Raw genomic sequence first — 19,741 nt, forward strand, 5'->3', positions numbered from 1 at the left:
AGCGAATACCACACGCCCACAACATAATCAGACACTCACACACCACAACCCCGCCCACCTGAAACCTCATCCACGGATCCAGGCTGAGGTGCGAGGAGCGATAGCGACGAGCCTCGAAGGGTCCTGGTGAGACGACTCGAGAGACCCTTCGTGACGCTCGCAAGTTCGCTCCTCAGGGAGCAGAGGGGGCGTCGACTCGCTCCCTCAGCTCAGAGAGCGCAGGGCTCCTCAGGGGGCGGCTGTAGCGGAGGGAGCAGCGGATCCGATCACCTCGTCGATCGCCCTGGCGGTGTCGGCGGCGTGGGGTGCGCGGATCATCGAGATGTGGTCGCCGGAGACGTCGTGAAAGGTCACGGCGCCGGTCGACATCCGCCGCCACAGGCCCGGGTCATCGGGATTGGTGCGGGCGCGGATGACGCCGACGGGACCCGCGTACTCCCGGGGTCGGTACCGGCGGATCATCCTGGTGCCCAACCGGAAGAACACGATCCACTGAACCGGCGTCGGGAGCTCGACCATCCCCGCGGTGGGGACGAGGACGGCCAGCGCGAGCTCCTTCACGATTCGCTGGGGGAGCGGTTCGCGGGCAGGCGTGGGGTCGTCCCCGGTGCGGTCGGGCAGGGCGGTGTCGCGGGTGCCGCCGCGCAGCGCACGCAGGCGTCCGACGATCCCGACCTTCTCACCACGAACCCGCTTGGCCAGTGCCGGGTCGAAGAGCGAGTCCAGCACGACGACTGGATCACATGTCTCGCCGGCCTTGGTCAGCTGCGCCGCGACCTCCATCGCGACGAACCCGCCCAGCGAGTAGCCGCCGACCTGGTACGGACCGTGTGGTTGCACCGATCGCATGTCGGCGATCGCGCGTCGTGCCGCGGCGCGCACGGAATGATCAGCGCGGCCGCGCTTTTCGACGCCACGCGACTGGATCGCGTAGACCGGCCGGTCGGTCTGCAGTGCTCGGACGACCGGGGTGAGGCTGGTCGCCAGGCTACCGGCGCCGGCCACCAGGAAGATCGGCCGGCCCGTGCCCTGTCGCAGCGGGATGAGGGTGGCCCCCGACGCGTTCGCCGACCGCTCCTTCGCGGCCGACTCGATGCGCTGGGCGAACAGCGCGATGGTCGGCGCCTCGGCGAGCATCGCGGTGTTGACGTCCAGCTGGAGGTGATGCTGCACCTCGGCCAGCATCTTCGCGGCGGCCAGCGAGTCGCCGCCGAGTTCGACGAAATCCTCGTTCCGGCCGATGGATTCGAGGCCGAGGATCTGGCACCAGAACCGGTGCAGCGCCATCTCGGTCATCCCGCGGGGCGGTTCGTGATCCGGACGTGCGGGCGGCGAAGGCATGGCCGCCCGGTCCACCTTGCCGCGCTCGTTGCGCGGAAGTTCGGCGAGCACGATGATGTCGCGCGGAATCATCCACGGGGTCAACGTCTTCCCGAGCTCCTGCCGGATCTCGGCCGGGGAGGGTGACCACTTCTCGGGGTCCACGGCGACGTGGGCGGTGAGCCGTGCCTCGTCGCGGTTGGCGGTGACGACCGCGTCGGTGGTCCAGGGCAGCGCGCGGATGGCGGCTTCCACCTCGAGCGGTTCGACGAGGTACCCGCGGATCTTGATCGCGTCATCACTGCGCCCGAGGAGCGCGAGTTCGCCGGACTCGTCGAAGCGTCCGAGATCGCCGGTGCGATAACGTGTCCGGCCGTCGTGCAACCCGATGAAGCGCGTCGCCGTCAGCTCCGGATCCTGGTGGTAACCGGACGCTACATGGGCGGATTCGACGATGACCTCGCCCGTGCTGCCGACCGGCAGATCGTTCCCGTCCGCGTCGACGATCCGGACGTGCTTGTCCGACGCCGGCACGCCCACGGGGATGGCGCCGGGCTCGACGTCCCGCTCAGGCGGGAACAGGTTGAAGGCCAGGTTGCCGACCTCCGATGCGCCTGCCCAGCAACAGAAGACTCCGTCGGTCAGGATCGTGTCGCGGGCCAGCTGGATGTCGGCGCGGTGCGTCGGCTCACCGCAGGTCGACAGCAGTCGCAGGGATTCGACGGCGTCGTCGGCCGACAGCTCACCCAGCCAGGATCGCAGCAGCGACGGGGTGCAGTGCGCGGTGGTCGCCTCCTGTGCGACAAGCCAGTCCCGAAGCCCGGTCGTGGTGCGGCGGCGGACATCCCAGAGCAGCATGGTCGACCCGTTGAGCAAGCTCATCGCGAGCGCGTCGAGGCCGCCGCCGAAGCTGAGGGGCAGTAGGACGACGGCGCGGTCGTCGGGTCGCATGCCGAGGAAGCGACGGCCGTCCCGGGCGTGGTTGACCGGCATCTTCTGCGCCAGCACCACGCCTTTGGGGGTGCCGGTCGAGCCCGAGGTGAACAGCAGGACCGCCGGATCGTCAGGACCGGGCTGGTCCGCGATACGCGTCTGACCTGGTTCTCGGGCATCGGCTGCGGTGTCCAGGACATGGGCACCGGACCGTTCCAGCACGACCTCGCGTCGGTCCGGCGGCAGGAACGGGTCGAGAAGGACGAGGGGGCGTCCCGAACACAGCACCGCCAGCATCCCGATCACCGAGTCGATGTCGGATTCGATCTCCACCGCGACGGGTCGGTCCGGATCGGTGGTGGCGACGATCGTGCGCGCGAGGTCGTCGACCCGGGAGGCGGCGTCGGCGAACGTGATCGACTGCTCGGGGGTCTGGAGTGCGACGGCCTCGCCACGTACCGCGGCGACGGCTCGCCATCGGGCCGCGGCGGTGTCGGCGGCGTCGACGCCCGGAAGGTCGGTGACGACCGTGGCGCCGGTGGGAGTCACCCGGGCTTCGGGAGGGTTATGGCTGTTCATGTCCTCAAACTTCCGCGGAGCGGGAAACGTCGACGGTCATGGACGGGCCAGGCGAACTCGAGCCCGGGCAACGGTGCCACGCCGCGCGGGACTCGGCCCCTCCTCCGGTCCCGACAGCTTGCCTGGCAAACCTACCCTTAGTCGCGCGAAGGAGCACGATCGGAGCGGGTGGGAGTACGGAAGCGGCCTGGTCGGCCGGGCATGACACCGGAAGCGGAGACATCCGGCCGGTCGGCGGTAACGTGTTCACCGGTCGTCGGACGGTGTGGTCCTGCATCGCCGTCCGCGACGACGGGTGTTCGAGGCGTGCGAGGAGAGATCGACGATGCAGTACGACGAAGTGGTCTTGGGACGTCGCAGCACCCGCGGGTTCACCTCCGACCCCGTGCCTCGGGAGCTCATCGAGGAGATCCTCACCCTCGCCATGCGAGCCCCGTCGTCGATGAACACACAACCGTGGAACTTCCACGTGATCACGGGCGAACCGTTGGATCGCATCCGCGCGGGCAACACCGAGCGCAACCTGGCCGGCGTTCCCCATTCGCGAGAGTTCCGGACGGGCGCGGAGAAGTTCACCGGAACGCACCGCGACCGTCAGGTCCAGGTTGCGAAGCAACTGTTCGGCGCGATGGGCATCGCCCGCGAGGACATGGAGATGCGGCAGGACTGGGTGCTGCGGGGGTTCCGTCAGTTCGACGCCCCGGTCTGCGTGATCGTGACCTACGACCGCATCCTCGACGGCAGCGACGACACCCCGTTCGATTGCGGCGCGGTCTCGAATGCGCTGGTCAACGCCGCCTGGTCGCGCGGTCTCGGCGCGGTCATCAACAGCCAGGGCATCATGCAGTCGCCCGTGGTTCGCGAGCACGCCGGGATCCCCGACGATCAGGTGATCATGAAGAGCATCGCGCTCGGCTGGCCGGATGAGACCTTCCCGGCCAATGCGGTGGTCTCCGAACGCAAGTCGGTCGCCGAGGCCGCGACGTTCGTCGGCTTCGAGTAGCGGTGGGGCTGATCCTGCCGGGGCTCAGCGTGACAGCGCCGCACGCGCGGCCGCGGCCACGCCCCCGTGATGAATCGGGCCGTGGCCCGGGAGCAGGATGTCGGCGTCGAGGTCGGTGAACCGTTCGACGCTGCGTCGCGCGGTGGGTTCGTCGTGCTGGAAGAGCGACGGGATGCACTGCGGGCCGGTGATCGACGAGATCTCGTGTCCGCTCACCAGTGCGTCGCCGGACACCAAGGCGCGGCCGTCGGCGACGAGGTAGGCGCTGTGGCCGTCGGTGTGGCCGGGGCTCGCCACGGGGACCGGTGCGCCCGGGAGGTCGAGCGGTCGGTGCCCATCGGTGGAGAACCCCGACGCCCGCGCGAGACCCGCGCGGCTGAGGACGCCGAGCGGAGTGGTCTTGGCCAGCCACGCCCACAGGCGGGGATTCGCCACCTGCGGGGCGAGATCGAGCGCGTTCGCCTGCTGGAGGTGATGGCGCAGCGCGTGATCCACCTCGACCGGGTCCATGTAGACGTCGAACCCGTACTGCGCCTGCAGCTTGACGAGACCACCCAGGTGGTCGACGTGAGCATGGGTGAGGAGCGCGCCACGTACGTCCTCGGGCTTGCGGCCGATCCGTTCGATGGACTCGACGACCTGGGCGGCCTGGCCCGGATAACCGCCGTCGATGAGCGTCAGCTCGCCGTCCTGCTCGAGCAGCACCCAGTTCACGACGTCGGTGGAGACGAAATGGGTTGTCGACGAATCGCCGTCGACCCGGGTGATCGTCATCGGTCGCGCGGTACGGAACGGGAGTCGCATCATCGTCACTTCCGGACGACGAGGACGAACGGACCGCGCTCGGTGACCTCGAAGCGCGGGTCGTCGAACACCGCCGGGTCGAATGTGACCGTGTAGCGTTTCACGTTCGGATCGTTGGGATAGACGTCCTCGGCGAGGCGGAGCGTGTAACCGTCTGCGCTGTAACGGAACAGGAAGACATTCGGCGGGGTCCAGGGGGATCGGTCGAGCGCGTCGACGAGCTGGTCGGCGTTCTCGCTCTTCGCCCAACGCTCGATCGCGGCTGCGCGCTTGTCGAATTCGGCCAGCGGGTTCGCGTAGTGCGAGGTGAGTCCCTGGAATCCCCAATACGGGTAGATCGACAGGAAACCGAAGTCGGCGGTGAGGACGACGTTTTCGGTGCGCGGCCGGCCGGTCTGTTCACCGATCAGCTTGTCCAGCTCCGCGAAATAGGATTCGGCACCCGCCGGGCGGGCGTCGGCGCGTTCGCCGTATCCGTCGGTGTCGGTGTAGGCGGTGGTGATCTCGGTGGCGAGATGACCCGGGATGCTCTGTGCCATCGCGATTGCCGAGAGGACGGCGAGTGCGCCGACGACCACACGAACGTCACCGAAGCGCCGTACCGCCGCATGCGCGAGGTCGACGACACCGAAGACGCCCGCCGCGCTCAGTGTGGCCACCAGGATCGGCTCGAGACGGAACGAGAGCAGGGTCGTGCCCAGGGCGGTCATCAGCATCGACAGCAGGCAGAAAAGATAGACCGTCACCACCGTGACGCCCATGGCCAGTGCGACGGTGCGGGTGCGGAAGCGCAGCAGAATCCAGAGGAGGCCGATCATCGTGATCGCGCCCACGAGGTTCAGCCCGAACATCGGCAGCGGCAGCACCGAACCGCGTTCGGGCAGATAGTGTTCGGCGGTACCGCCGCTGGCGGGCGTGTTGGTCAGGCGGGCCCACAGGTAGGGCGCCCACACCAGCAGGGCGATCAGGCCGGAGATGACCCCGACGGCGACCAGACGACCGATCACAGCGAGCACGACACCGCGCCGGCGGCTGGTCACCGTGGCCGACGGAGTGGCCTTGTTCGACGCGCTCAGCCAGCCTTGGACGGCGAAGTAACCGGCCAGCAGGACAGCTGAGAGGGCGAACAGTCCGGTGTAGAGCGTGTAGGTAGCGGCCGAGATCCCCAGGAACACACCGGACGCCGCCACCGCAGGCCAACTCGTCGCGCCGAAGAGCGGACCCACGGGTCCGTCGGCGGCACGGGTTCGTCCGCGCAGCGCGTAGGTCAGCGTGATCAGCATGGGTACGCCGATCAGCACCAGAATGGCCGCATACGGCTCCGGCGAGGCGTACAGCAACGTTACGGTGGTGACCGCGAGGCCGAGCGCGACACCGCGATCCGCCCCGAACATGCGGATGAACAGGACGACGCCGACGGCCGCGGCCACCGCCATCGACACGATCGCCCAGGTCTTGTAGGCCTCCCAGCCGGGTTGGCCGAGCAGGTTCGCGAACCGGCCGCCCCACCAGAACCAACCGGCTGGGTAGTAGGGCGGCAGATCGGTGTAGGTCATGTCCGCCAGGTGCGGGCTCGACGTCATGCGGGTGAGGTACTCGGTGCGGAACTCCTGGTCGACCGAGAGTCCGAAGAGGTAGAGACGTGTCGCGCCCAGCGGCATTCCGATGGTCACCGTGACGAAGCCGGACATCGCGGCCGCCGACAGCACCGGCACCAGCAGTCGGCCCTTGCCGTAGCGATAGAGCAGTGCGGCGACCACCAGGATGGCGATCGCCAGCACCTGTCCGGCGGTCGTCAGCGACCGGGTCACGTTGGAGGAGTTGAACGCCGGCCACTCGACGGTCCCGATGGCCGTCAGTCCCGCCATCGACACCAACCCGCCGACCACCACGGCGATCAGCAGTGACAGGACGGCCCGCCCGTAGCCTGTTGTACTTCGAAGGTCGGCCGGCGAGGCTTCCCCCGCTCCCTGAGGTGCGGTTGGCGACTCTCCCCCGGCTCCCTGAGGTGCGGTGGGCGACTCTCCCCCCGCTCCCTGAGGAGTCCCGGAGCTTGCGGAGGGACGTCTCGAAGGGTCAGGTCGGTTCATCACGTCCACTCAGACTCTGCTGTTCAGCGATTGGGCGATTCAGCGATCAGATCGGCAGCTTGCGGAAGATCGGACGCGGGATGTGGCGGAGCACCATCATGATGTAGCGGAACGGCCCCGGCACCCAGACGATCTCCTTGCCCTTGGTGGCCGCGGCCACCGCGAGGCGACCCACGTCCTCCTTGTCGACCGTGAGCGGCGCTTCCTTGACATGCGCCGACAACCGGGTGCGCACCTGGCCGGGACGGATGACGAGGACGCGAGCACCGAAGGGGCGCAGCGCCTCTCCGAGCCCGAGGTAGAAGCCGTCGAGTCCGGCCTTGGTGGAGCCGTAGACGAAGTTGCTGCGGCGGACGCGCTCGCCGGCGACGGAGCTCATCGCGATGATCTGTCCGTGCCCCTGCGCCTTGAACTTCTCGCCCAGCAGCACCCCGACGGAAACGGCTGCAGTGTAGTTGATCTCGGCTTCGGCGACCGCGAGACCGTGGTCCTGCCAGGCCTGCTCGTCGTCACCCTGGATGCCGAAGGCGACGATCGCGACGTCGACGTCACCGTCGGCGAACGCCTTGTCGATGACCGCCCGGTGCGTGTCGGTGGCGCGGGCGTCGAAGTCGATCTGCGTGACCTCGGTGGCGCCGGCGTTCTTGGCCTTCTCCACCGCCGCGTCGGCGGTGGGATCACCCGGCAGGGTGGCGAGGATGACCCGCGCGGGGCCCTTGCTGAGGTACTCCGCGGTGATGGCGAGCCCGATCTCGGAGCTGCCGCCCAGGACCAGGATGGACTGTGGGACGCCCACGGCGTTGATCATTGTGTACTCGCTTTCGGTGACGTACAGGTCGGGTGCGCGTGCGGCGCGTCGAAAAGGGCAGTCGGTCAGGCGAGTTCGAGTCGCCGACCCATGTCCGACATGAACACCCGGTTGGGGTCGATGCGACGACGCGTCGCGATCCAGTCGCCGATCTCCGGGTACATGGCGTGGAAGTTCTCGGCCGAGGTGCGCGAGTCCTTGGCGGTGTAGAGGCGGCCGCCCATCGCCATGACGCGGCGGTCGAGCTCGTTGAGGAACTCGGCGAGGCCGGCCTTGACCGGGAAGTCGAGGCAGACGTTCCAGCCCTTGAACGGGAAGCTCAGCGGCGCCCGGTTGCCCTCGCCGAAGAGTTTGATGACGTTGAGGAAGCTGACATGGCCCGACGCCTGGATGTCCTCGATGAGCGCGGTGAACTCGCCCTCGTTGCCGGTCGGCACGATGAACTGGTACTGGCAGAAACCGCCGCCGCGTCCGTAGGCGTTGTTCCAGTCACCGAACACGTCGAGCATGTGGTAGAACTGCGCGAGATTTTTGACCTTGCCCTCACTGGGCGGTCCGATCCGGTAGTACGCCTCGCCGACTGCGGAGAAGCTGAGCTTGTTCGCCAACCCGCGCGGGAAGATGTCGGGGAACCGGACGAGTGGCTTGTTGTTGAACGACAGCGGGTTGTCGCGGTACTTCTCCGGCAGTTCGTCGACGCGGGCGAGATTCCCCCGGGAAAACGTGCCGCGACCGAGCTTCGGCGGCGCGCTGATGGTGTCGAACCAGCCCGAGGCGTACTCGTATCCGTCCTCGAATCCGTCCTGGAGATGCAGGTCGAGGGTCTCCTGCAGCGAGCCGGTGCGCGCGGTGTCGGCGATGAAGTAGGCGCTTTCGGTGCGCTTCATCTGGATCTTGGCGCGCAACACGATGCCCGTCAGTCCGATGCCGCCGATGGTCGCCCAGAAGAGTTCGCCGTTCGGGTCGTCGGCCGAGCCGCCCGGCGTGAGGGTGAGGATGCGGCCGTCGGCGACGAGCAGCTGCATCTCGACGACGTGGTTGCCGAAGCTGCCCTGGCTGTGGTGGTTCTTCCCGTGGATGTCGTGCGCGATCGCGCCGCCCACCGTCACCTGTCGGGTACCCGGGAGCACCGGGACCCACAAGCCGTGGGGGAGCGCCGCCTGCATGAGCGTGTCCAGGGAGACGCCGGCGTCGACGTCGACCGTGGCCGACTCGTCGTCGATCGCGTAAATCCTGGTCAATGGGGTCATGTCGATCGTGAGGCCGCCGCTGTTCTGGCCCGACTCGTTGTACGAGCGGCCCAGTCCGCGGGCGATGACGCCGCGCTTGAGGTAGTCCGGCTTGTCCGCGTTGTCGTCGGCCACGCGGGCCACCGCCTCGGCGATGACCTCTGGGTACGGCGTGGACAGGACGTGACCCTCGATCGGGGTGGTGCGAGACCAGCCCACCAGCTTGCGGGTCGTGATCGGCAGCAACTCTTCAGTAGACATCGCTAGAGAGGTTACCTGGGCGGGGTTCACAGACCGACCGTCATGCCGGGGACGCGGAGTCGTACCCATGACCTCCGAGCGCTCGTCGATGCCATCGAGAAACGCACCATTGACTGATGGCACGATCCGTGGTGGCATGCATCACAGACGTAATACTGCGCACGACGAGGAGCCCGGCATGGAAGCGCTCAGAGATGTGACCCGTTCCGACGACGGAATCGACGAGGTGTCGCAGCGCCTACTGGCATCTGCCGCGCGGTTGTCGCGCAATGCACTGACCGAGATCGACTGGGATGCGCCGCTCGAGAAGGACAAGTACGGCTGCAGCCCGGAGTGGTCGACTCTCTATGGAACGGCCTACTGGGATGAGATGACCGAGCAGCAGCGGATCGCCCTCACCCGGCACGAGACCGCGTCGATCATGAGCATCGGCATCTGGTTCGAGATGATGCTGCAGGAGATGGTGATTCGCGATCAGTACCTCGGCGACTACCACCGCCCGGAGTTCCAGTTCGCCCTGACTGAGGTCGCCGACGAGTGTCGGCACTCGCTCATGTTCGCCAAGACGTCGTACAAGCTGACCGGGACCAGCTACACGCCGCACCCGCGCCTGGGTCGCTTCGGCAAGCTCTTCATGCGCGTCGCGGGCAGTGAAGTCGCCTACGCCGGAATCCTTGCCGCCGAGGAAGTCCTGGACGTGCTGCAGCGTGGCTGCATGCGTGACGATCGGGTGCTGCCGCTCGTGCGCACCGTCAACGAGATCCACGTCCTCGAGGAATCTCGCCACATGCGTTTCGCGCGTGAAGAGGTGCGCCAGTCCATGGCGGACGCCAGTTGGATTCGGCGACAACTCAGTTCGGTGATCACCGCGATGGCCGTGTCCTACATCCTCGTCAGCCTCGTCCGCCCGAAGGCCTACGCCGACGCCGGTCTGGACCACCGTCGGGCGGTCGGAGAGATGCGCCGCAACCACCATTTCCAGTCGATGGTCCGCTCGGGTTGCGCACACCTGATGGGCTTCCTCGACGAGGTGGGTCTGCTCACCCGGCCCGCGGCACGGATCTACCGCAAGGTGCACATGCTCTGACCGGACGCCGCCGAACGTCCCCGGCGATCACGAATCCTGGTGCGGCGGAGTGATGATCGCGGCGTTGACCAACGAGAGCAGGTCTTCGATGCCGGTGCCGTCGGGCAATTGGTCGGCGAAGTCGGTCTCCAGTGCGGCCAGGCCGTGCGCCATGGCGAAGGTTGCGACGGCGATGAGGTTACCGGGCACGCCGCCGCCCCAACCGTGGTCGGCGGCGTCGGAGACGGTGCGCGTGTGCAACTCCCATCTGCGCGCCCGTGCCGCGATTAGGTCGGGCGCCTTGTTGTCGACGAGTCGTGAGCCCATCATCAGCGTGACCGTCGCGCGATTGTCGCGTGCGAACCGGACGTAGACCTGCCCCAGCGTGGCGACGGCCTCGCCGAGCGGGGCGTCGTCCGGCAGTTGCTCGAGCGCGCGCATGTGTTCGGTGTGGAGGTTGTCGAAACCGCGGACCGCGACCGCGGTGAACAACGCCCGACGATCGGCGAAGTGGTGGGCCACCGACTGATGCGTGATACCCACCCGGCGGGCGATCGCACGCAGGCTCGCGTTCTCGGGTCCGGCCTCGTCGAGTTCGGCGACAGCCGCGACGAGCAGCGATTCCCGGACCTCGGGCGCGGTCCGCCGTCGGATCGGGCAAGCCGGCTTCTGCATGCTCGCGATTATGGCTCACCGCGTCCCTGACGTGGCACGACCTCGCCCTCGTGTGCGAGCCGGGCGGCGGGTCAGGCAGGACGTCGGCTTCGGATCTGCATGGTCTGCGTTCCGATCTGGGCGGCCAACAGGCGATTGATTCTGCGACGATGGGTGCCATGGAGCCAGCCCACGCCAGTCCGGTCGACGGCACTCGATGAGAACGACGGTGCTGGGTGTGCCCAGTAGTGCCGGCGCCTACTGCGTGGGTGTAGAACGAGCGCCCGGCGCGTTGCGAGCTGCCGGCCTTGTCGAACAGCTGCGGGCGTCGGGCACGGACGTCGTCGATGCCGGCGATCTGACGACGCGGCTGTGGTTTCCCGACCGTGAGCGACAGTTCGCGCAGAACCTCGGCGAAGAGGCGGATGCACTCGTCGAGCTTTCCACCGCTGCGGCGAGCCTGCTCGCAGCGGAGCAACGTCTGCTCGTGCTCGGCGGAAGCTGCACAGTCGCCGTCGGACTCTGTGACGCGATGGCACGTGCCGGAGAACGGCCCAGCTCGTCTACATCGACCGGCATCTGGATCTCAACACCCCCCGCTCGACGACGGAGGGCTCACTGAGCTGGATGGGGATGGCACACGCGCTGGGTCTCGAGGGGGCCGCGCCGGAGTTGGTCGATCTGATGTACCGCACACCGTTGTTGCAGCCGTCGGACCTGGTCTACCTCGGCGTTGATCTGAGTCGAGAAACAACTGATTGGGAACGCGGACAGGCTGCAGAACACAGAATCGCGGTCGTCGACCAGACCGCGCTCTGCGACGACCCCCGAGGTGCGGCCGCCGACGCCCGCCGGATTCTGGCGTCCGGACCGTTCCTGGTGCATCTCGATGTCGACGTACTCGACTTTCTGGACGCGCCGATCGCCGAGAACGTGAACGGCCGAAACAGCGGGCCGACCATCGCGATCCTCGGACAGGCCCTCGGCGCGCTGCTACAAGACCCCGACTGCTGGGGAATGTCGATCGGGCAGCTCGACCCGGCGCATGCGTCGGCAGATCGAACCGCGATACCCAGGCTGGTGTCGGCGCTCGTCTCGGCACTGAGCTCCACCTAGCCCCGTGTGGTGACACCCGCTCACTCGCGTCTGTACCGGCTCGATCCGCGGTGAGCTGATCCGGCCGTGTCCCGAGTCACCGACCCATGGAATAGAACTCGTGATTGGGTGCCACCGCCGTCAGGTGTGCGAGTCGGTTCGACGCGGCGAAGAACGCAGTGATCGCCCCGACGTCCCAGATCTCGTCATCGGTGAGCCCCGCTTGCCGGGCGCGAGCCATGTCGCTGTCCGCGAACAGTTCTGGGGTCCTGGTCAGGGCGAGAGTGAGCTCGACGATCGCGCGCTGACGCTCATCCAGGACCGCTCCGGCAGGGTTGGTTGCCACGTGATCGGAGAGGTGTGGATCCTTGGATCGCACGCGCAGGATGGCGCCGTGGGCGACGACGCAGTAGACGCATCTGTTCGCTCCAGACGAGGCGACCACGACCAGTTCACGTTCGGCCTTCGACAGCGGGCCCGGTTCCTCCATCAACACGTCGTGATAGTCGAGGAACGCTCGTAGCTCGTTCGGGCGATGCCCCAGCGCGCGAAAGATGTTGGGGACGAAACCGGACTTCTCCGCGATGGGGTGGATGCGATCGCGAAGGTCATCCGGCAGGTCGGCGAGTTCGGTCAAGGGGAATCGGCTCGTGGTCATGGCAAGGCCTTCCGTCACAGGGGCGCACCCTGCTCGCTTCGCGAGGAGCCCATGGTCGCGCCTTGCGACGTGACTCACCACCCCCGGAAGAAGGGGTCACGGCCATCACGCATGGAGTTCATGGCGGAGGTCCGCGTCGGATGGCTTCGAAGCAAGACCGGGGCGTTCGGTGGACCTTGCCAACGTGCGATGTCACATATAGAGTCCCTGCCACTGGCAGGCAGAACGCGGCTCGGCAGGCATAAGGCCAGGTCGAGGCGCGGATGCCTGATGTCGATGGGGGTCCGATGAAGAAGTCCGTTGCGTATGCAGGCTCGTGGTGGATCGTGTGGGTGGTCATCGCGGTGATGTCCGTGTCGGCGTTCTACGTCGGCAAGCTGCGCCTGAGTGAGATCCCCGACCGGGCGATCGGCCACTCGCCGGCGGCGCCTGAGGCGGGCGTCGTGCGCGACAAGTCGATCGAGTACGTGGTGACCGGCCCGGCGGGCTCGTCAGCGCGGGTGTCCTACATCGAGCCCGGGGGACGGGTCGTCGACGACAAGGTCTCCGTTCCGTGGCGGATGGTGCTCCGTACGCGCGAACTGACGACGTCCATCGGTGTGCTCACTCAATCGTCAGGTCGCGGCGCGGTGTCATGCGCGGTGCGGGTCAACGGGTTCGAGCGAGTAAGGCAGACCGGCTCGGGCGCCGACGGCAGCACGGCCGCCAACTGTCTGGTCCCGGTGGCGTAGATGAGCACCGACGAAGGGGAGCGGCAGATGACCACCAGACGCGAGCGGTTCGCTCGACTCCTACAGGGACTCTCTGCCGAGATCCGGCGGCCCGTACGCCGCGAGGTGCTGCGCGACAGGGCATCGTCGAGACCGCGGTTCGCACGCTTTCTGTACGCCTGTTCGCTGCCGGTCATCGTCATCTGGTTGCTCATCGCCGGCAGTCTCAACATCGTTGTGCCCCAGCTGGAATCGACGGTCACCGAACATGCGCAGTCTTTCCTGCCCGACGAGGCGTCGTCGGTGCAGGCGCTGGTCAAGATGGGCGAGTACTTCGGCGGCGGGGGCAGCAACAACTTCGTCTACGTACTCATGGAGGGTGACGAACCGCTGGGGCCCGACGCCCGCACCTACTACAACGACCTGCTGGCTGCGCTGACCGCGGACACCGAACACGTCAATTCCGCGATGGACCTGTGGTCGAATCCCGATCTCGCTCCGGCTGCACAGAGTTCCGACGGTCACGTTGCCTACGTCCTGGTGAATCTCGCCGGGAACATGGGCACCGCGCTGGCCATGGAGTCGACCCAGTCCGCGCGGGACACGGTCGCCGCGTCGACACCGCCACCCGGTATCGCCGTGCACGTCACCGGGCCGTCGGCGGTCGTCAACGACGAGATGGTCGCGATCAACGACTCCATCATCCTGCTGGTGTCGGTGTGCGCGTTGCTGGTCGGTGCCGTGCTGCTGCTGGTCTACCGGTCCGTCGTCACCGCGATGGTGCCACTGCTCGGGGTGGGGCTGGCGTTGGCCGTGGCCCGCGCAACGATCTCCTTCCTGGCCGGGAACGAGGTCATCAAGGTCTCGATCTTCGCCGCGGCGCTGTCTGCGGTGATCGTCCTGGGCGCGGGCACCAACTACGGGATCTTCCTGGTGGGCCGATATCAGGAGGCGCGCCGAAAGGGTCGCGACCGAGAAGACGCCTACTACGACGCGCTGGCCGGCGTCCAGCACATCGTCATCGCCTCGGCGCTGACCGTCGCGGGTGCGATGGCCTGCCTGGCCGCAACCCGGCTCGCGATGTTCAGCACGTCGGGATTGCCCTGCACCATAGCCATTCTCATCACCCTCGCGGCTGCACTCACCCTCGGCCCCGCGGTCCTGGCCCTCGCCACCAGGCTCGAGTTCGTGGAGCCGCGCGAGTCGGCGTCGCCACGACGCTGGCGCCGGATCGGGACCACGGTCGCCCGCTGGCCGGGCCCGGTACTCGCTGCCGCACTCGCGGTGCTCGCGGTCATGATCATCCCGCTCGCCATGTACGCGCCGAGCTACAACGAACGTCGCGCCCAACCGGGGGACTCACCGGCGAACGTGGGATTCGCTGCGGCAGACAGGCACCTGCCGCCCAACATCATGGCGCCGAGCGTGCTCATCGTCGAGTCCGACCATGACATGCGCAATGCGGCGGATCTGGTCGCTCTCGCGCAGATGACCGACGCCGTCGCCTCGATCGACGGTGTGAACGCGGTCCAAGGGATCACCCGCCCCCTCGGGCAGACGCTCGACCAAGGAACTCTCACGTCGCAGGCCGGGTACATCGGTAACCGATTCGGTCAGATGACATCGCTTCTGCGCGACCGCATCTCCGATCTCGACGCAATCGGTGCAACGGTCGATCGCCTGGACACCGCCATCGACGGCCTCGACACCGCGCTGCGGCAAGGGGCGGCCGGCGCGGGATCCTTGTCCGATGCCACTGCGCAATTGCAACGAACGAGCGAGTCGACACTCACCAAGGTCGACGAACTGTCGGCGGGGATCGCGCCGGTGCGTGGACTCGTCGAATCGGTCCCGCAGTGCCGGGGTGTCGACGCGTGCCGTACCGCGCTCACCGGACTGTCGGTGCTCGACGACGTTCCCACACTGCGGGAATCGGTCCGGGATCTCGCCGGCGGCACCCGCTCCCTGAGTGGCGCGCTGCCCACCGCAGCCGCGCAGATCCCGACGCTGCGCGCCACGGTCACCGACATCCGCGAGCTGATCGGCCCGCTACGCACGACCCTGGGGGCCCTGCTGCCGCAGATCGGCGAGATCCCCGACTTCCTCGACGAGGTCAGTGGCGCCTACTCGGCGGGCAGCCCCGCCGCCGGCGCCTTCTTCCTGCCCAGCCAGGCGTTGGAGAGCCCGCTCTTCCAGAGCGGTATCCCGTACTACTTCTCCGATGACGGCAAGGCGACGCGGATGATCGTCACCCCGCAGCGCGAAGGTTTCAGCCGCGACGCGATGGACGTGAGCGCGGAGGTGATCCCGACGTCACTCGCGGCGATCAAGAACACATCGCTCGCCGGATCGACCGTCAGCATCGGCGGGCCGGGCGGCATGCTCCTCAACATGGAGTCGTTCGCGCACGAGGACTTCATCGCGATCGTCGTCGCCGCCTTCGCCTTCGTGTTCTGCGTCGTCCTGTTCCTGCTGCGCAGCCTCGTCGCGGCACTCGCCGTGATCGGGACCGTCGGGCTTTCCTACCTGTCCGCGATGGGGGTGTCAGTGTTCCTGTGGCAGGGTCTCATCGGTAGTCCGCTGCACTGGTCGGTCGCGCCCATCGCGTTCACCTTTCTGGTCGCCGTGGGTGCCGACTACAACATGTTGCTGGTCAGCCGTTTTCGTGAGGAGTACGGCGCGGGCGGTGGAACCGGTCTGATCCGCGCGATGGTCGGTACGGGCAGCGTGGTCACCCAGGCCGGCCTCACCGTCGGGATCACGATGCTGGCCATGCTCGCCAGCTACGTCCACAACGTCGCGCAGATCGGCACGACCGTGGCGATCGGACTGCTGATCGACACGCTCCTCGTCCGCACACTGGTGATGCCGGCGATCGCGCGACTGTCCGGTCGCTGGTTCTGGTGGCCGACGCCGTTCGTGTCGCTACCCGCGCGAGGAGCGGATCGGGCCACGACGACCATCACCGATGACCGTCCCCTCGCCGAGATGCGCTGATAAGGCCCGGTCGACGGGTTTGGCGCCTGGCTCTGACGGGCACGCGGATATCTCACGACCCCGACGACAGGAGCGCGGCAGATGAGTCACAAGCCACCGAAGGACGTCCAGGAGGCTGCCCAGCGCGCGGTGCGATGGATCGACGACGGCAAGGCGGGTAAGGGGTTCACTGACACCGGCCGCCATCGGGCCCACCAGTTGGCCGACGGCAAGGACGTCGACGACGACCAGATCAAGAAGATGCGCAACTACTTCTCTCGCCACGAGGTGGACAAGAACGCGACCGGGTTCAACAACGGCGAGGACGGCTTCCCGTCAGCGGGACGTGTGGCCTGGGATGCGTGGGGCGGCGACCCGGGACGCCGGTGGGCGAATGCGCAGAAGATCGAGGGTGACTGACCGGGCGTGGAGGTCCGGCCGTGATGTCTAACGAGGCGACTCGAGCGCATCCGCACCCAGCACTGCCGCAGCGGCGTTACGGCCCGGGATACCGCTGACCCCGCCGCCGCGGCGAGCGCCCGCGCCGCACAACAGAAGTCGCGGATGCGGGGTCTCCACGCCCCACTGGCCGACTTCCGACACGGTCTCGGCCCACGGCCATTGCAACGGCCGGTGGAAGATGTGCCCGCCGGGCAGTCCGACGGCGTCCTCGAGGTCCTGCGGGGTCTTCGCCTCGATGCACGGCCGGCCGTTCGCATCGTGCGCGATCACCGACTGGATCGGTTCTACCAACACCGAATTCAGCGAGGCGAAGGTCGCGCCGACAGCGTGCTCGACGGCACCGGGTTCGTCGAACACCTCTGATGGCATGTGCATCCCGAAGAGCGTCAGCGTGTGTTTGCCCGCGAGCTCCGGGCCCAGGATCGACGGGTCGGTGAGCGTGTGGCAGTAGATCTCGCACGGCGGGACCTCCGGCACCTCACCACGATTTGCTTGCCGCCACGCGTCGTGCAGCTGGGTGGCGGTCTGGTTGATGTGAAAGGTCCCGGCGAAGGCCGACGCGGGCGGGGTCGACCCGTCGCGGAGTCGCGGTAGTCGGTCGAGCAGGAGGTTGATCTTGAGTTGCGACCCGCTGGCGTCCGGCTCGCAGGGGATCGGCGTCCCGTCGAGGAACGTGTTGAACACCTGCGGCGCGCACGCGGCATAGATCATCGAACCGCGGAAGGTGCCGCTCGTCGTCTCGACGGTCCCGTCGCCGGGATCGACGCCGGTGATCTCGACGCCCGTTCTGATCTCGGCTCCCGCCGAGGTCGCCGCCTGGTAGAGCGCACCCGACACCGCGCCCATCCCGCCGACCGGGACGTCCCAGTCGCCGGTTCCGCCGCCGACCACGTGGTACAGGAAGCAGATGTTCTGGCGAAGGGACGGATCATCGAGGTCGGCGAAGGTGCCGATGAGTCCGTCGGTGGCGGCGATCCCGCGGATCAGGTCGTCGTCGAAGTACTGACGGAGCAGCGTGCCCAGCGGCAGCGTGGTCAGCGCCTCCCACAGTTCGGCGGTCGACGTGTCGGTGGTGGACTTGTCTGGGCCGACGACGAGGTCGTGCATGTCGGCGGCGGTCCGCAACGGCTGGGTCATGGTCGGGAAGACGCGGTCGGCGACCACGCCGAGCCGACGGTAGAACGACTGCCACGCGGTGAAACCGAGGTCGGAGCCGGTCACCCGCCGGAACGACGCGGCCGTCGCATCGTCATCGAGGTTGTCGACGAGGATGCCGCGCGCCGGATCCGACGGCAGGGGCGTGTACGACGAATAGCGCCGTCGGATGAGTGTGACGTCGAGGTCGAGGTCGGTGATGATCTGGCTCGGCATCAGCGAGACCAGGTACGAGTACCGCGACAACCGCGCGGAGAGACCGGCGAACGGCGTCGCCGACACCGTGGCGCCGCCGACGTGGTCGGCCTTCTCGAGGACGAGCACACGCCGGCCGGCACGAGCGAGGTAGGCCGCAGCGGTCAGGCCGTTGTGTCCCGCGCCCACCACGATGTCGTCGTACGACGCGTCGTCTCCGGTACTCATCGGTCAAGCGTTCCAGATCGACCGGCGGCGCAGGATGCGGTTGTCGACATATCCTGATGCGGTGGACATCCCCTCGGTCGAGCTCAGCAACGGCACCTCGATCCCCCTGGTGGGGCTCGGCACCTACAACATGCTCGGCCGGCCGGCTGTCAGCGCCGTCAGCTCGGCGATCAAGTCCGGTTACCGCCTCCTCGACACCGCGCCCCGGTACAGCAACGAGCTGAGTGTCGGGATGGGCCTGCACGGGACCGGCGTCCCGCGCGAGGAGATCGTCGTGCAGACCAAGTTGAGCGGCGGTGACCAGGGTTTCGACGAGGCGATCAACGCCGCCAAGGAGAGCGCTCGCCGGCTCGGTGTCGCGCATATCGACGTTTACCTCATCCACTGGCCGTGCCCCAGCCTGGGCCGCACCGTCGACTCCTGGAAAGCGCTGCTTACGCTCGCCGACGAGGGATACGTCCGCACACCCGGCGTCTCGAACTTCAAGCAGCACCACCTGCAGATGCTCTTCGACGAGACGGGACGCTGGCCGGTTCTCAACCAGATCCAGTGCTCTCCCTCGCTACCGCGAACCGAGTTGCGGGACTTCATGGCCGACAAGGGTATTCATGCTCAGGCGTGGCATCCGACCGGCCGCAAGGAAGGCTTGCTCGCCGACCCGGTCATCCTCCGGATCGCGCGCAAATACGGCAAGTCGCCGACGCAGATCGCGTTGCGTTGGTCGGTGCAGAACGGCATCAGCGTCGTCCCGAAGTCGTCGCACACCGGCCGTCAGGTGGAGAACGCCGACCTGTTCGACTTCGCTCTCGACCCCGCCGACCTGGCCGAACTCGCCACCCTCGACCGCGGTGAGCGCGCCGCCCGTGACTCCGACGTCGACGAGGAGTTCTGACCCTGCCCGTCGACTGGGCGTCCGCTTTCGTTGACCGTGCGTTCTCGGGTCAGCGGATCTTGAAGATGACCATCCGCTGGACGACGAAGTTGATGACCGTAGCGGTGCCTTGTGCGACGACGTACGCCGCAAAGCTGTACAGCAGCGTTTCCTGCCAGGCATGCGACAGAAGCGTGTAGATACCGACGTTGACGAAGTAGGTCACCACGTAGAGCGCGACGACCGACACGAACCGCGCCATGCTCGGTTCGGCTCGGAATGTCCATCGACGGTTCAGCAGGTACGCGACGGTGGTGCCGAGGATGAACCCGGCGGATTTCGCGGGCCAGAACGGGACGTCCAGACCGTATTGCAGGAGGATCGTCAGCCCGAAGTCCAGAAGCCCGGAGAACCCGCCGGTGATGACGAAGCGCACCAGCTGGGTCTTCAGACCGACGTTCGTCGACGCCTCTTCGTCGTCGAGGGGCAGCTCGATCGGCATCGGCGCATGGCGTGTGGCGAAGTCCTCGTGGCTCGGTTCATCGTCATCGCGGACGTGGTCACCAGGGTCGGGTCGAGACACGCTGACACCCTAGCCGACGACGCCCTGGCAACCGTGCCGACGGGCGTGGCGGGGTTGCGAC

15 protein-coding genes and 1 pseudogene are annotated in these 19,741 nt (G+C 67.5%); 7 read left to right on the forward strand and 9 right to left on the reverse strand.

The annotated features are described in order from the left end of the window. Positions 1 to 228: 228 nt before the first annotated feature. A complete protein-coding gene (locus tag FFS52_RS20465) occupies positions 229 to 2,832 on the reverse strand; it encodes an AMP-binding protein (protein ID WP_137810761.1) in 2,604 nt (867 codons plus the stop codon). Between the two features lie 325 nt (positions 2,833 to 3,157). Here FFS52_RS20465 and FFS52_RS20470 point away from each other — a divergent pair, with 325 nt between their 5' ends. Next, positions 3,158 to 3,835: a nitroreductase gene (locus FFS52_RS20470; protein ID WP_065631369.1), complete on the forward strand. Its 678-nt coding sequence runs from the start codon at positions 3,158 to 3,160 to the stop codon at positions 3,833 to 3,835. A 24-nt stretch (positions 3,836 to 3,859) separates the two neighbouring features. On the opposite strand, the gene FFS52_RS20475 is transcribed toward FFS52_RS20470, so the two are convergent. The 4 genes from FFS52_RS20475 to FFS52_RS20490 all read right to left on the reverse strand — a co-directional run bounded on the left by FFS52_RS20475 (position 3,860) and on the right by FFS52_RS20490 (position 9,027). Next, the gene (locus tag FFS52_RS20475; protein ID WP_137810779.1) at positions 3,860 to 4,639 is read right to left on the reverse strand and encodes an MBL fold metallo-hydrolase; all 780 of its coding nucleotides are present in this window, start codon (positions 4,637 to 4,639) and stop codon (positions 3,860 to 3,862) included. A 5-nt stretch (positions 4,640 to 4,644) separates the two neighbouring features. Next, positions 4,645 to 6,729, reverse strand: coding sequence for a galactan 5-O-arabinofuranosyltransferase (locus FFS52_RS20480; RefSeq protein WP_259935541.1), 2,085 nt, complete (start codon positions 6,727 to 6,729; stop codon positions 4,645 to 4,647). Between the two features lie 46 nt (positions 6,730 to 6,775). Beyond that, positions 6,776 to 7,537 (reverse strand): decaprenylphospho-beta-D-erythro-pentofuranosid-2-ulose 2-reductase, encoded by a 762-nt coding sequence (locus FFS52_RS20485; RefSeq protein WP_065631239.1) that lies wholly within the window; start codon positions 7,535 to 7,537, stop codon positions 6,776 to 6,778. A 65-nt stretch (positions 7,538 to 7,602) separates the two neighbouring features. Beyond that, positions 7,603 to 9,027, reverse strand: a complete 1,425-nt coding sequence (locus FFS52_RS20490) for an FAD-binding oxidoreductase (RefSeq protein ID WP_058250950.1) — start codon at positions 9,025 to 9,027, stop codon at positions 7,603 to 7,605. Positions 9,028 to 9,205: 178 nt separating this feature from the next. Between FFS52_RS20490 and FFS52_RS20495 the strand changes: the two genes are divergently transcribed. Next, entirely contained in the window at positions 9,206 to 10,114 is a 909-nt protein-coding gene (locus FFS52_RS20495) for a diiron oxygenase (RefSeq protein ID WP_137810763.1), read from the forward strand. Between the two features lie 27 nt (positions 10,115 to 10,141). On the opposite strand, the gene FFS52_RS20500 is transcribed toward FFS52_RS20495, so the two are convergent. Further along, positions 10,142 to 10,768, reverse strand: coding sequence for a TetR/AcrR family transcriptional regulator (locus tag FFS52_RS20500; RefSeq protein WP_137810764.1), 627 nt, complete (start codon positions 10,766 to 10,768; stop codon positions 10,142 to 10,144). 196 nt (positions 10,769 to 10,964) lie between these two features. Here FFS52_RS20500 and FFS52_RS24110 point away from each other — a divergent pair. Continuing rightward, positions 10,965 to 11,863 (forward strand): annotated as a pseudogene (locus FFS52_RS24110) (arginase family protein). 76 nt (positions 11,864 to 11,939) lie between these two features. Here the strand turns inward: FFS52_RS24110 and FFS52_RS20510 are convergent. After that, positions 11,940 to 12,500 (reverse strand): peroxidase-related enzyme, encoded by a 561-nt coding sequence (locus FFS52_RS20510; RefSeq protein WP_137810765.1) that lies wholly within the window; start codon positions 12,498 to 12,500, stop codon positions 11,940 to 11,942. A gap of 287 nt (positions 12,501 to 12,787) precedes the next feature. Between FFS52_RS20510 and FFS52_RS20515 the strand changes: the two genes are divergently transcribed. The 3 genes from FFS52_RS20515 (at position 12,788) to FFS52_RS20525 (ending at position 16,606) form a co-directional block, all read left to right on the forward strand. Continuing rightward, positions 12,788 to 13,231, forward strand: coding sequence for an MmpS family transport accessory protein (locus FFS52_RS20515; protein WP_137810766.1), 444 nt, complete (start codon positions 12,788 to 12,790; stop codon positions 13,229 to 13,231). Beyond that, a complete protein-coding gene (locus FFS52_RS20520) occupies positions 13,232 to 16,207 on the forward strand; it encodes an RND family transporter (protein ID WP_249356506.1) in 2,976 nt (991 codons plus the stop codon). An 81-nt stretch (positions 16,208 to 16,288) separates the two neighbouring features. Then, the gene (locus FFS52_RS20525) at positions 16,289 to 16,606 is read left to right on the forward strand and encodes a hypothetical protein (protein ID WP_078111854.1); all 318 of its coding nucleotides are present in this window, start codon (positions 16,289 to 16,291) and stop codon (positions 16,604 to 16,606) included. Positions 16,607 to 16,633: 27 nt separating this feature from the next. Here the strand turns inward: FFS52_RS20525 and FFS52_RS20530 are convergent, their stop codons facing one another. Further along, entirely contained in the window at positions 16,634 to 18,226 is a 1,593-nt protein-coding gene (locus tag FFS52_RS20530) for an NAD(P)/FAD-dependent oxidoreductase (protein ID WP_137810767.1), read from the reverse strand. Positions 18,227 to 18,287: 61 nt separating this feature from the next. On the opposite strand from FFS52_RS20530, the gene FFS52_RS20535 reads away from it, so the two are divergent. After that, positions 18,288 to 19,118: an aldo/keto reductase gene (locus FFS52_RS20535; RefSeq protein WP_137810768.1), complete on the forward strand. Its 831-nt coding sequence runs from the start codon at positions 18,288 to 18,290 to the stop codon at positions 19,116 to 19,118. Between the two features lie 49 nt (positions 19,119 to 19,167). Here FFS52_RS20535 and FFS52_RS20540 read toward each other — a convergent pair whose 3' ends face one another. Next, positions 19,168 to 19,680 (reverse strand): GtrA family protein, encoded by a 513-nt coding sequence (locus tag FFS52_RS20540; RefSeq protein ID WP_078111851.1) that lies wholly within the window; start codon positions 19,678 to 19,680, stop codon positions 19,168 to 19,170. Between the last annotated feature and the right edge of the window lie 61 nt (positions 19,681 to 19,741).

The organism is Gordonia sp. ALPHA1B1 (assembly GCF_005502615.1).
In the GTDB taxonomy this organism is placed as follows: Bacteria; Actinomycetota; Actinomycetes; order Mycobacteriales; family Mycobacteriaceae; genus Gordonia; species Gordonia hongkongensis.

Bases quoted from the DNA above. Each gene is read 5' to 3' on its own strand.
- FFS52_RS20465 (WP_137810761.1), bottom strand. From the start codon at position 2,832: ATGAACAGCCATAACCCTCCCGAAGCCCGGGTGACTCCCACCGGCGCC.
- FFS52_RS20470 (WP_065631369.1), top strand. From the start codon at position 3,158: ATGCAGTACGACGAAGTGGTCTTGGGACGTCGCAGCACCCGCGGGTTC.
- FFS52_RS20475 (WP_137810779.1), bottom strand. From the start codon at position 4,639: ATGCGACTCCCGTTCCGTACCGCGCGACCGATGACGATCACCCGGGTC.
- FFS52_RS20480 (WP_259935541.1), bottom strand. From the start codon at position 6,729: ATGAACCGACCTGACCCTTCGAGACGTCCCTCCGCAAGCTCCGGGACT.
- FFS52_RS20485 (WP_065631239.1), bottom strand. From the start codon at position 7,537: ATGATCAACGCCGTGGGCGTCCCACAGTCCATCCTGGTCCTGGGCGGC.
- FFS52_RS20490 (WP_058250950.1), bottom strand. From the start codon at position 9,027: ATGTCTACTGAAGAGTTGCTGCCGATCACGACCCGCAAGCTGGTGGGC.
- FFS52_RS20495 (WP_137810763.1), top strand. From the start codon at position 9,206: ATGGAAGCGCTCAGAGATGTGACCCGTTCCGACGACGGAATCGACGAG.
- FFS52_RS20500 (WP_137810764.1), bottom strand. From the start codon at position 10,768: ATGCAGAAGCCGGCTTGCCCGATCCGACGGCGGACCGCGCCCGAGGTC.
- FFS52_RS20510 (WP_137810765.1), bottom strand. From the start codon at position 12,500: ATGACCACGAGCCGATTCCCCTTGACCGAACTCGCCGACCTGCCGGAT.
- FFS52_RS20515 (WP_137810766.1), top strand. From the start codon at position 12,788: ATGAAGAAGTCCGTTGCGTATGCAGGCTCGTGGTGGATCGTGTGGGTG.
- FFS52_RS20520 (WP_249356506.1), top strand. From the start codon at position 13,232: ATGAGCACCGACGAAGGGGAGCGGCAGATGACCACCAGACGCGAGCGG.
- FFS52_RS20525 (WP_078111854.1), top strand. From the start codon at position 16,289: ATGAGTCACAAGCCACCGAAGGACGTCCAGGAGGCTGCCCAGCGCGCG.
- FFS52_RS20530 (WP_137810767.1), bottom strand. From the start codon at position 18,226: ATGAGTACCGGAGACGACGCGTCGTACGACGACATCGTGGTGGGCGCG.